The organism is Virgibacillus profundi (assembly GCF_002287375.1).
Taxonomy (GTDB): Bacteria; Bacillota; Bacilli; order Bacillales; family Amphibacillaceae; genus Virgibacillus_K; species Virgibacillus_K profundi.
The window spans coordinates 1-12,094 of sequence record NZ_NPOA01000006.1; the positions used below are offsets into that span (position 1 = coordinate 1).

The following is a 12,094-nucleotide window of genomic DNA, read 5'->3' on the forward strand; positions in this document are numbered from 1 at the left end:
CTGATGGTGATGAAACAAACCGTGAAACAGTGACAGTTGAAGGTACTGTATCAGATGCTAATCTTGACTATGTAGAAGTAAATGGTCGAGAGGCAGCTGTAACGGATGGAAGTTATTCCAAACGTATCCTGCTTGATGAAGGGGAAAACACAATAGAAGTTGTTGCAGCTGATTTAACTGGAAAAATATCAGAGGAATCTGTAACAATTAATGTGGACTTCACTCAACCGAAAATTGAAAACTTAACACCAACTGAAGATGTATATATCAATGCTGGTGAAAACGTGAAATTTGAATTTGATAGTGAGCCTGGATTAAGAGCAACATACTTTATCCACATGCCACTAACAAATACTGTTGCCAATGCGACAGAGCTTCCAATGATGGAAACATCTGAAGGTCACTATGTTGGTTACTGGACAGCAACAAGTGATGCTTATGCTGAAGGTGCGGTTATTGAAGTGAAAGTAGTAGATGACTTTGGTAATGAAACCCGTGAGCAAGCGGAAGGTAAATTGTTTATTAATGTTGATTGATCTAACATTAGTTGAGCTTTGAATAAGAAAAAGCATAGGGGCGTTTTGAAATGTACCTTTTGTCAAGGACATTTTAAAGAAGACTATGCACCATCCAAAAGATGATTCCTGTAATGTACGGGAGTCATCTTTTTTAGATTCTATTGATATCTATAGTTATTGTAGTAAATCATGTATTGTTTAACTTCTTTCTTTAGCTCTTCTAGCGTTTCACGCAGTTTTATATACGCTTCACCTTTAAAATGGCCAAAGAACGATTCCAGGGAAGCGTGATCCCACAGTTTCCCCGTCGTGACATTGATTGTCCTAAGTTGTACTTCTTTAATAATGCTTGGAACTCTGGGCTAGTATAGTGAGCTCCTTGGTCAGTAATGACGACGCCCACTCGGTTTTATCCTTACATATCAACGATTATTTGATTTTAACATATGATTTAGCATACGAAATCACAAATCAAAGATTATTGACAACAGATGACATTATTTAGTGAGTTTTAAAGAGATTTATAAAACATTCAAAGTGTGGTTGAACAGTTTTGCAGGCCGTTATTCAGTAGAAATGTCTATTGATGAAAAGGGGCAAAGGTTATATTGGAACTTTTAATAAACGTCTCGATAAAATGAAGAAAGAATTTGCTTAGTTTTTTATCAAAATAGATTCTTTCTTTGCTTAGGTAATACTGAACTTATATTCAATTTATTGCACTTGCTAATTATAATGAAAGCGTTTAATATATATAGGTGAGGTCATCAGATGACCTTACCGGTTGTTTTTTCATTGTTTTTGTTTTTTAAACTTAGATTCTAGCAACTTTGAAAAGATTGTTAGGGAGATTATCCAAATTGGATATTTAATCTGGTTGTAAGCATGGTACAACAGGATTTGTATTACTAACCTTATTTAAAAAGGTTTCCAAAGCCTAAGTTCTTCTATTGAAATTCATCTTTTTTCTTTGCAGATAGATTATAGAAACAAGGGGGATCATGTTTTGGAGTATAAGAGCATTCGTGCAAAAAAAGTTTATGAAGAAGTAGCAGACTCTCTTTTAGAGATGTTAAAGACTGGAGTGCTAAAGCAAGGAGATAAATTGGATTCAGTTGATCGGATGGCGGTTCATTTTAATGTGAGTCGATCAACCATTCGGGAAGCACTTAGTGGATTGCGTGCAAAGGGGATAGTTGAAACGCGCCAAGGTGAAGGTACCTATATTACCAAGTTTGATCCTTCAACGTTTTCCATTCCAATTGAAACTGGCCTATTAATGAATCAAGAAGACATTAAAGAACTGAATGAAGTTCGTAAAATACTTGAAGTTGGTGCGGCTAGATCAGCAACCATACATCATCAATTAGAGGATTTAAAACCAATGGAAGAAGCCTTACTCGCAATGGAACAGGCAAATGGCGAAGGAATGATTGGAGAACAAGCGGATTTAGATTTCCATATGGCAGTCGCTGATGCAACCCATAATCAAATGTTAATTAATTTAGTACGAAGTGTATCAGATACAATGGTTATGTCAATGAGAGAGACTCGGAGATTATTATGGCAATCGGAAGAAGGAATGACTTCGTTACTAAGGGAACATCAATTAATTTTTGAAGCAATCAAATCAAGGCAGATGGATTTGGCCGATAAGAATATGTTAAGTCATTTGCTAGAAGTAGAAAAAGCACAATCCAAATACTTAGATTTAGGAGAGTAATAACCCACATTCCGCACCCTTATAAAGAATAAAATTATTTGAGTTCCCTTTAGCAGGTGCGGAATATAGGTAACTTAGATGTTTACTTAATCTTATAATACATGTTTTGGATATAATCTGGAGGTAAAAAAGATGTATGATAAACAAAAAAAAGATGTTATTTTAATTGGTGCTGGTATCATGAGCGCAACACTTGGCACGCTCTTAAATAAATTAGAACCAAATTGGAATATTAAACTTTTTGAAAAGCTTGACCAAGCCGGAGATGAAAGCTCTAATGAATGGAACAATGCTGGTACAGGACATGCTGCATTATGTGAGTTGAACTATACCGTTGAACAACCAGATGGCTCCATTGATGCAAGTATGGCGGTTGAAATTAATGAACAGTTTCAAATATCAAAACAATTTTGGGCCCATTTAGTAGAAGAAAATGACATCCATGATCCACAAAGCTTTATTCGAGCCTTACCACATATCAGTTTTGTATATGGTGAAAAACATGTCGACTTTCTAAGGAAACGTTTTAACGCCCTATCCCCCCTTCCAATGTTTGAAACAATGATATATTCTGAGGAACCAAAACAATTATCAGAATGGATGCCATTAATAATGGAAGGGCGTACGTCGGAAGAACCTATTGCTGGAACTAAAATGGATTCGGGAACAGATGTTAATTTTGGTGAGCTGACTCGTAAAATGGCTACCAACTTAGAAAAGCAAGATAATATAAGTGTCCAATACAACAGTACTGTCACAGATATAAAACGCGTAGAAAATGGAAAATGGGAGGTTAGCGTACGTAATTTGGAAGATGATACAATTGAACACCATACAGCTGATTTCGTATTTATTGGTGCAGGTGGCGGTGCTATTCCTTTATTACAAAAAACAAAAATTCCTGAAAGTAAGCACATTGGTGGCTTCCCAATCAGTGGAGAATTTTTAGTTTGCACGAATCCTGATATTGTCAATCAACATGAAGCGAAAGTTTATGGAAAAGAACCCGATGGTACCCCACCAATGACCGTACCTCATCTGGATAGACGTTATATAGAAGGTAAAAGTACCCTATTGTTTGGACCGTTTGCAAGTATTGGTCCAAAGTTTTTGAAGAAGGGTTCTAATATGGATTTTTTCAAATCAATTAAACGAGATAATATGTTGACACTGCTGGCTGCGGGTGCTAAAAATACTTCACTTATCAAATATTCAATTGAAGAAGTTCTTGCTTCCAAGGCAAAACGGATGGAAAAATTGCGTACTTTTGTGCCACATGCAAAAGATGAAGATTGGGAATTAGTCGTAGCTGGTAAACGTGTACAAGTAATTAAGGATATCGATGGTTCGGGAAGAGGAATGATTCAATTTGGAACAGAAATTATCCATTCAGAAGACCATTCAATGGTAGCATTGCTCGGCGAATCACCAGGTGCCTCAACATCTGTCGCAATTATGCTCGATGTATTGAAGTACAACTTTTCCCAATATCTCGGGAGTTGGCAACCAAAACTAAAGGAAATGATTCCTTCTTTTGATGAATCATTAGCGGAAAATGCAGAACTTCTCCAAGCGGTGGATAACTCAAGTTCACGATCATTAAATTTGTAAAATGACGTAAGATAAGTAGCTTAGTTTTCGGTGCAAACCGTATGTTGGTATTTTTACTTTTGGTGCGTTAAAGTAGATAGTATTATTATGTGAATAGGGTAAGGGAGAGAGATAATATGACACGACATTTTGATACAAGAGCAGTCCACCTATCCAATAAAGAAAAGAAATCATTTACTAGCAAGGTAACTCCCATCTATCAGACCTCTGCCTTCAAGTTTACCGATCTTGATGATATAGAAGATTTTTTTAGCGGGAAGAATGATTATTTATACACCCGGGTTGGCAATCCAAATCCGGATGAATTGGGTGAAGCAATTGCACAGTTGGAAGGTGCCCCGCATGGTGTGGCAACTTCTTCAGGGTTGTCGGCGATTTTAGCAGGGATATTGAGTGTGGCTAAGCATGGTGACCATATTGTTGCATCTAAGGATATCTATGGGGGTACATATGAACTGTTAGCAAATGAATTGCCGGATTTTGGGATTGAGGTTACATTTGTTGACTTTACTAGCCGGGAAGAAATCTCCGGAAATATTAAATCTACTACAACACTGGTTTATTCGGAGTCTGTAACGAACCCATTACTGCGTGTGGAAGATTTGTCTGCACTAGTTACTATTGCGAGGAACCACAATCTTTACACGATGATTGACAATACATTCGCAACCCCTTATTTCTGTACGCCATTTGAAGAGGGCGCTGACCTGGTTGTGCATAGTGCAACAAAATATATTGGCGGGCATAGTGATATTACTGCAGGTGTGCTAGTCGGCAGGGAAGACCTGATTGCCAAAGCGAAATCAAAAGTAGTTAATTTAGGCAGTAATTTGAGCCCATTTGAAGCATGGCTTGCTTGCCGCGGTTTAAAGACTTTAAGCGTAAGAATGGAGCGTCATGCCAAGAACGCTCAAGCTTTAGCCAATGCACTAAAAGAAAACAAAGCCGTGCAAAAAGTTTATTATCCTGAGAATGTGTCATCGAAAGGAAACGGAGCGATCGTCACAATTGATATCACCGGGAAATGTAAGGTAGCCGACTTTTTCAAATCGTTAGACTGGATAAAAATAGTTCCTACGTTGGCAGGTGTGGAGACATCTGTTTCATATCCACTATCCACTTCGCACCGTTCTGTTCCTGAAGCTTCCAGGAAGGAGCTTGGCATTACAAAAGGCCTCGTACGGATTTCGGTAGGAATAGAGGATGCAGCCGATATTATCGCTGCCTTTGAACATGCATTAAAGGAATCTGTTCTGTCTTAGAGATAACTAATAATGCTAGAATTAAAATAGAAGCAAGCCAGAAAAATGGAAATAATAATGATTTTGTGAATAGATTTGTTGGGGCGATTTCAGCACATCGCTATTGAGATCGGAAAGTTAATTAAAGAAGATACGCTTTTGATTGAAATAAGTGTGAGACCGCCTGTAAATATACGGGCGGTTATTATTTTTTAGACCTTTATTTATTAAACTTTCAGGCAGTATTATCGAAAAACAACATAATATTAGAGAAGATGATACGATGTTTCTAAAGCATCGGGATTTAGCGTGTGGCTATTGAACTAAATTAGGGGGAGAACAATTATGATTATCGAAGTAATCGTCCAAAACAAAGAAGAAGCAATGGAAGCTCAAAAGCTAGGTGCAGAAAGACTTGAATTGGTATCAGCAATTGGCGAAGGTGGATTAACTCCAAGTTTCGGAACCATTAAACAGGTGCTCGGCAGTGTTTCCATACCTGTGCAAACAATGATACGACCACATAGTTATCATTTTGAATACACAGAAAGTGATTTAGCTACGATTTATGACGATATCAAAAATGTAATTAATCTTGGAGGCACTGGTATTGTTTTCGGTGCACTTCATAAGGATAAGACGATTAACCAGGAAGTACTGCGAGACATCATAAATATTTCAGCAAAACTGGATATCACGTTTCACCGTGCATTTGATGAAGTACCTTCTCAAGAAAAGGCTTATCATACATTACTGGAATTCAAACAAAACGTGCGACGTATTTTAACGTCAGGAGGAAAAGCCGATTGTGAGACTGGTAAATATAATCTTAGTAAATTAGTAGAGCTGTCCAAAAAATACGATGGACCAAAGATACTGCCTGGTGCAGGTTTATCGGGGAATAATATCGAAATGATTCATCAGACTGTCAGGGCGGATCAATATCATTTTGGAAAAGCAGTAAGGAAGGAAAATAGTTTTGCAAACGGATTTGATGAACAGGAGTTTGAAAAAGTAAAGAAATTGAGGTAAATATAATCTCTAGAACTAACTATTGTATAGCAGCATGAGATAGTGGGACTTCGTATAGGAGTTTGTAAAACAACGAAATAAAAAAGAGAACTCACGTTTGAAGTTCTCTTTTATTGTTAGCTTTTATTCTTTTGGTTGTAAATCTTCAATGGAATCAATATCCATATACGATGGGACAGCTAGTCCAACCTTGGCACCGTTTAAGTTTGGACCTATATCCTCAAAATCACCCTCATACTCATCGTATAATGCTGCATGTGTCGATGGCATCCATACTGCTAGGGATGCATCAGCGTCTCCTGTTGCTATTGCTTCAAACATAATAGCTGGAAATCGATCAATAATTGTATAAGCCTCAGGCATTTCATTCTTTAAATCTTTTTTTACAATTGTTGTGATTTGCTCATCCTCTCCATAAATACCTTGGGGATCTTCTAAATACTTTAAATCCCATTTGGCAAACTTATAATGAGGAGACCATGCACTAAAGACGATTGGTTCTTCATTATCAATAGCTTCACTTAATTGTGTTAACATTGCACCTGCTGAAGATAAGTCCTGTTTCCAACCAGCAAGATTTTCGTATGCAACTAAAGCTTCTTCATTTTTTTCCGTTTGTCCAGCACCAGGCTCGGTACCAGTAATTGTGTATTCCATTTTTTCACTAACAGTAGCATCAGCCTGTGCATTCCCGTCATTGGATCCACAACCTGCAACAATAAGGGATAAAGTTAAACCAGTAATTAATCCTACTTTTTTCCATTTAAAGTTAATCATGTTGTATAATATTCCTCCATATTTACATATTGCCATTCCATTATATGTATGAAGGGTGCGCACCACTTTCATCACGAACAACTTATTTAATGTTACATCCTTCATTTGTATAACTCAAACGGTAAATATAGTTATTTCTGCGCAAATAATACGTACATCTGGCAGAAAACACTGCATGGATGATTGAGAAGTTCATTTTATTCGCTTTACTTTGTAATACACCCCTATTTGATGTTTCGGTTATGTTGCAAAATAACAACAGTTGCCCAAAAGTCACTGACTATTTTGGAATATCGTCTGTAATGGTTAGATTACTTTTTATCCTTTTTTGTCTGCTAATTTGATCATTTATATTACTCTTGCAAACTCAATTCCTGACAGCCCTCCAACACTAGTGGCATGGGTGGATATTTAGCCCTTGATCTAGAAAATTGTAGTAATGATAATGCTACACTGTGGTTTACCAATGATCAGCCAGAATACGGTGTTGAATTTTGGGATGTTGCAGATGAATGGTTCTTCATTGGATTTGAAGAATAGTAACTTTAATTATGACAAATTAATGTATACACTTAAATTTGATTCATTTTAATCAAGTAATACCAACTTAAATTGCTCTTTCAATTGTTGCGGAAATAATTGCATTTGCCCGACTATCTATAAAAGATCCGAGATTTTACTCGAAAAAAGGAGATGATAAGGCAGGTATATGAAAAGATAAAGATACACACCCGAATTCAAATATCATATCGGGGTTGGAAATCTTGCAGGAAGAAAAGACAATGAGCCAGTTTGCATTGGAACGCGATATTCATGTGAATCTGCATAAATGAAAAAGTACATTCTCCAAGAAATGGCAAGGGATTCATAAAGAATTTCAAACAAGTAACAATTTGAAAAATGGATGCAGGTTCATCAGCTATGCCCTCAAGGAGAGTAATAATTGTTCCAAATGATTTTAAGATTATTATTGAAACGTTTAAATAATTGATGTTTTTTTGAAAAATGCTAGGATAAAGTGAAAGCCAAAATATAGTAATGCGAGGTGAAAAAAAGGAAGATTAAAAGTAATTATGACAATTGTAGCGACAACTTTAGGAGGGGTGAAATTTCACTGAAAAATAAAATTGATTTAATGATACTATCAAATTTCTTAAAAGCGGAAGGTGAAGAATATTGAAAAAATACATAACGGTTTTTGCCATTTTATTTACATGCAGCTTTATATTAATGGGATGTAGTGATGATAGCGAGGAAAAGACAAATGGTGAAGAAAATATTGCTGAAGGAACTGAGAATGATGATCAACAAGATAATCATGAGTCGGATAATGAAGATACAGTAGATAATGGAACACAAGATGAAGAGATATCCGGTGATGATGAAAAGTTGCAAGAGGAAGAGAAAAATCAACCAGATAACACTGGAAAGTTGATAGACACGGATATTGATAGTGTATATGAAGACATTGTTCAAAATGAATTATTGAATGAAGATGCGATGGAGATGGAAAATTCTAATTTGGATTGGAACGTTACTGAATTAGCGAGTTTTTCAAATAAGAGTATTACGTTTCATAAGGACAAAGCTTTTTTTACATATTATATGGGTACGTATTCAATAAATATGAAAGATATCACTTATTCAGAAGAAATAGATGTAGAAACAGACGCGCAAATGGTTTCTTATGAAGATAATTTAGTGTTTTTACAAACGGATAAAGGTGAAGTTTACCTTCATTTCTTAGATACGGAAACGGAAAAAGTAATAGATACGACAAAGCATGATTTAAAAAAGCAGACAGATTCTATTTCTAATACTTTTTTGTATGGAAATAAACTAATTGGAATCACAGGGTTGAATGGGGATATTTACATATTTGATCTTGCAAGTAAATCGCTAGAAAACATAATTAGTATGGAAAAAGTATTAGGAGCAAAAACGGATATTAATACTTTGGGCTTTGATGAAGGATTATTGTATATGGGAAATATGGGAATAAATAGTTTCTTGTATGCCCTTGATGTAGATACAGGGGAATTAGCCTGGGAGTTGGAATTAGGAGAAGAAGATATTTATGCACAGGTACCAACCTACCCGAGGGAAGCGGTATTTATGGGAGATTCCATGCATATTCTTTTAGAAAATAAAGCCTACGTGGAACTCGATAAAAACACAGGAGAAGTATTGAATGCTGCTGAATTTGGTGTAACAGCCCATCTTTTGCATGTGACAGAAGAAAATATCATTATGGCACATGAAAATATGAATGAAGAAAATGAGTACATTGTGTCGTTGAACAATAAAACATTTGAACCCAATTGGGCTGTTCGTGTTGATGGGGAGCATCATGATTATTCTGCTGCTGTCCATGATGATTATTTATATACCAGTGTTTTAAATCGATCTTTGGACTCTGATGGAACCGACTGGTATAAAATAGACATTCATACAGGAGAAGTACTGGCAACAGATACGATTGAAGAACTTCAGCACCAGAATGCAGAAGGGTTGTTTTTTGAAATTTCCAATGAAAGGATGTTTTTGTCCGATGGTAGTACATTGGCCATTACACCTATAGAATAAGTTTAGATAATTTATGGAAAGAATGAAACCAATTTATAATATAATAGTAAACAAGGGGAATTTATATGAAAAAATTAACAAGTTTATTAATGTTACTTATTTTTTTAACTGGATTGTTGGTGGCATGCTCATCAGGTGAGTCAAATGAATCCGGTGCGGACAAGGGGAAAGAGAAACAAGATAGTGAAGACTCAGGTCTGAATGGTAAACAGTATCATGTTGTTGGTGAAGATGTATTCACTGATTATGTTGAAGACCGCTATAAAGGATTAGAGATTAAGCTTATATCAGCAGGTTATGTGTCACCGATGACAGATGAGATACACGAAAGATACCCTATACCTGAAACTCATGATGGCCATCTTTTGTTAGAAGTTGAAATCACAAATACTACGGATGAGCCAATTTATAATTACGAACTCGCTTTAGCTTCTGAACCAATAGAAGATTGGCAGGATGATGAGGAATTTAATGACAAATACATTGCCAGTTCAGCGACTATCATGTTAGAGGATTATGATTTTGATCAGGAAGAATTTGAGGAACAATTGGATTTCTTAGAAAAATATAAACTCCTAGAAAATGCTGAGCATGCGTATTTACCTAATTCTAGTGAAAGAGGTTTACATTTGATTTCGTTTCCAAGTGATGAACTATCAGGGAATGTTTTTATTCATAGCACAACTTTAGAAGGAGAATTAATGTTTGAATTGGAACCTTCTGAGAAATCTTGGAGTTTTTCTGATGTAGAGTATACAGTTGACTATGAAAACTACGAAGAAGAGCTTGACAAATACGAGTGATTCAAGATCTACAGTATACAAACAGAACGCCTGGATTTGAATATCCAAGCGTTCTGTTTGTAATTTGTACTGATAACCACGGTATCGGAACTACTGAATTATAGAAGTTCTCTTTTATTGTTAGCTTTTATTCTTTTGGTTGTAAATCCTCAATGGAATCTATATCCATATAAGATGGTACAGCTAGTCCAATCTTGGCACCTTCTACGTTTGCTCCAAGATCTTCAAAATTGCCTTCATGCTCAGCATATAATGCGCCATGTGTTGCTGGCATCCATGGTGCTAGCGATGCATCAGCGTCATCTGTTACTATTGCCTCAAACATAATAGCTGGATCAACTGGTGTAAGCGTGACATTAAATCCTTGTTGTTCTAATACAACTTTAGCTACATTTGATGTAAAAGTTTCTGCATCCCAAGGAGTTAAAACTAATTCGATTGAAGTGCCATCTACAGGCTCTACTTCTTCTGTCCATTGTGCAACTGTTTCTTGATTTTCATCTACCCACTCTTGGGCTACTACTTCAAATTCCTTATCTTGGGCTGCTAATAAGGCTTCTTCTACGTCTGATATCTCCCACTTTAATCGATCAAGAATTGTATAAGCCCCAGGCATTTCATCTTTTAAGCCTGTTCTTGCAATTGTAGTGATGGCTTCATCTTCGCCATAGAGACCTTTAGGATCTTCTAAGTACTTTATATCCCAATTAGCAAACATATAATGAGGAGACCATGCACTAACGACAATTGGTTCTTCATTATCAATTGCTTCACCTAATTGTGTTAACATTGCTCCTGTTGAAGCCAGTTCCTGTTCCCAACCATCGAGACTATCGTACGTAGATAAAGCTTCTGTATTTGTTTCCGATTGTCCAGCACCAGGCTCAATACCAGTAATTGTATACTCCATTTCTTCACTAACAGTAGTTTCAGTCTGTGCATTCTCATCATTGGATCCACAACCTGCAACAATAAGGGATAAAGTTAAACCAGTAATCAATCCCGATTTTTTCCATTTAAAGTTAATCATGTTGTATTACATTCCTCCATCTTTAGCCATTCCATTATTTTTATGTATGAAGGGTGCGCACCACTTTCATCACGAACAACTTAATTAATGTTACATCCTTCACATGTATAACTCAAACAGTAAATATAGTTATTTCTGCGCAAATAATACGTACAGCTGGCAGAAAACGCCGCATGGATGATTGAGTAGTTCATTTTTTTCGCTTTACTTTGTATTACACACCTATCTGATGTTTTGGTTATAATAATTGCATTTGGGAAGTGTTGTTATTTTGCCCGAAGAACAACTTTGATATACAGGTTCACCTAAAGAATGTATGGAACATTTTAATGTAAACAATTTGATTAAAAAGGATTATTCATATCTTTGTAGAACTTAATTAAAAACACCAAAATATGTAGGCGGGATTAATTGATTAATAAAATCGGATAGATTAAGTTGTATGTAAACAACTGGCAAAGTATTTAACTTTGCCGATAGTGAAAATAATTATTTTGCGGTCATGCAATAGAGAGTTAAATAAGGGAGGGATCCATATTGCAAAAGAAGTTAAGAAAATCATCAACAGATAAGGCAATATCCGGAGTTTGTGGAGGAATCGCTGACTTTTTTGGAATATCCTCTTTCGGGGTTAGATTACTTTTCATCCTTTTTTTGCCTGTTAATTTGATCGTATATATTATTCTTGCAAATACAATTCCTGATAGCCCACCATCATTGTAGATACATGTTTTGGTCAGAACTCCTAATTCACAAAATAACAAACTAATCCT

General features: G+C 36.0%; 9 protein-coding genes and 2 pseudogenes. 8 read left to right on the forward strand and 3 right to left on the reverse strand.

Annotated elements, in window-relative coordinates:
- Positions 1-536, forward strand: a pseudogene (locus CIL05_RS09470) (peptidase S8); the annotation flags it as partial.
- Between the two features lie 140 nt (positions 537-676).
- Here the strand turns inward: CIL05_RS09470 and CIL05_RS09475 are convergent.
- Positions 677-906, reverse strand: a pseudogene (locus tag CIL05_RS09475) (IS3 family transposase); the annotation flags it as partial.
- Between the two features lie 618 nt (positions 907-1,524).
- Between CIL05_RS09475 and CIL05_RS09480 the strand changes: the two are divergent.
- The 4 genes from CIL05_RS09480 (at position 1,525) to CIL05_RS09495 (ending at position 6,125) form a co-directional block, all read left to right on the forward strand.
- Complete coding sequence (locus CIL05_RS09480) at positions 1,525-2,241, forward strand: FadR/GntR family transcriptional regulator (RefSeq protein WP_095655296.1); 717 nt, start codon at positions 1,525-1,527, stop codon at positions 2,239-2,241.
- A 132-nt stretch (positions 2,242-2,373) separates the two neighbouring features.
- Positions 2,374-3,852, forward strand: a complete 1,479-nt coding sequence (mqo, locus tag CIL05_RS09485) for a malate dehydrogenase (quinone) (protein ID WP_095655297.1) — start codon at positions 2,374-2,376, stop codon at positions 3,850-3,852.
- 116 nt (positions 3,853-3,968) lie between these two features.
- Positions 3,969-5,114: a trans-sulfuration enzyme family protein gene (locus CIL05_RS09490; protein WP_095655298.1), complete on the forward strand. Its 1,146-nt coding sequence runs from the start codon at positions 3,969-3,971 to the stop codon at positions 5,112-5,114.
- A 324-nt stretch (positions 5,115-5,438) separates the two neighbouring features.
- The gene (locus tag CIL05_RS09495) at positions 5,439-6,125 is read left to right on the forward strand and encodes a copper homeostasis protein CutC (protein WP_095655299.1); all 687 of its coding nucleotides are present in this window, start codon (positions 5,439-5,441) and stop codon (positions 6,123-6,125) included.
- A gap of 123 nt (positions 6,126-6,248) precedes the next feature.
- On the opposite strand, the gene CIL05_RS09500 is transcribed toward CIL05_RS09495, so the two are convergent.
- Entirely contained in the window at positions 6,249-6,902 is a 654-nt protein-coding gene (locus CIL05_RS09500; RefSeq protein ID WP_095655300.1) for a glycine betaine ABC transporter substrate-binding protein, read from the reverse strand.
- A 1,176-nt stretch (positions 6,903-8,078) separates the two neighbouring features.
- Between CIL05_RS09500 and CIL05_RS09505 the strand changes: the two genes are divergently transcribed.
- Together CIL05_RS09505 and CIL05_RS09510 are read left to right on the forward strand one after the other, a co-directional pair.
- Positions 8,079-9,488, forward strand: a complete 1,410-nt coding sequence (locus tag CIL05_RS09505; protein ID WP_095655301.1) for a PQQ-binding-like beta-propeller repeat protein — start codon at positions 8,079-8,081, stop codon at positions 9,486-9,488.
- Positions 9,489-9,553: 65 nt separating this feature from the next.
- Positions 9,554-10,291, forward strand: a complete 738-nt coding sequence (locus CIL05_RS09510) for a hypothetical protein (RefSeq protein ID WP_095655302.1) — start codon at positions 9,554-9,556, stop codon at positions 10,289-10,291.
- A gap of 127 nt (positions 10,292-10,418) precedes the next feature.
- On the opposite strand, the gene CIL05_RS09515 is transcribed toward CIL05_RS09510, so the two are convergent.
- Complete coding sequence (locus CIL05_RS09515; protein ID WP_095655303.1) at positions 10,419-11,321, reverse strand: glycine betaine ABC transporter substrate-binding protein; 903 nt, start codon at positions 11,319-11,321, stop codon at positions 10,419-10,421.
- 537 nt (positions 11,322-11,858) lie between these two features.
- Between CIL05_RS09515 and CIL05_RS09520 the strand changes: the two genes are divergently transcribed.
- Complete coding sequence (locus CIL05_RS09520; RefSeq protein WP_095655304.1) at positions 11,859-12,044, forward strand: PspC domain-containing protein; 186 nt, start codon at positions 11,859-11,861, stop codon at positions 12,042-12,044.
- Positions 12,045-12,094: the final 50 nt, after the last annotated feature.

What these genes read in the sequence shown, in the direction of transcription:
- CIL05_RS09495 (WP_095655299.1), top strand. Translation starts at nt 5,439, where the DNA reads ATGATTATCGAAGTAATCGTCCAAAACAAAGAAGAAGCAATGGAAGCT.
- CIL05_RS09500 (WP_095655300.1), bottom strand. Translation starts at nt 6,902, where the DNA reads ATGATTAACTTTAAATGGAAAAAAGTAGGATTAATTACTGGTTTAACT.
- CIL05_RS09490 (WP_095655298.1), top strand. Translation starts at nt 3,969, where the DNA reads ATGACACGACATTTTGATACAAGAGCAGTCCACCTATCCAATAAAGAA.
- CIL05_RS09515 (WP_095655303.1), bottom strand. Translation starts at nt 11,321, where the DNA reads ATGATTAACTTTAAATGGAAAAAATCGGGATTGATTACTGGTTTAACT.
- mqo (WP_095655297.1), top strand. Translation starts at nt 2,374, where the DNA reads ATGTATGATAAACAAAAAAAAGATGTTATTTTAATTGGTGCTGGTATC.
- CIL05_RS09510 (WP_095655302.1), top strand. Translation starts at nt 9,554, where the DNA reads ATGAAAAAATTAACAAGTTTATTAATGTTACTTATTTTTTTAACTGGA.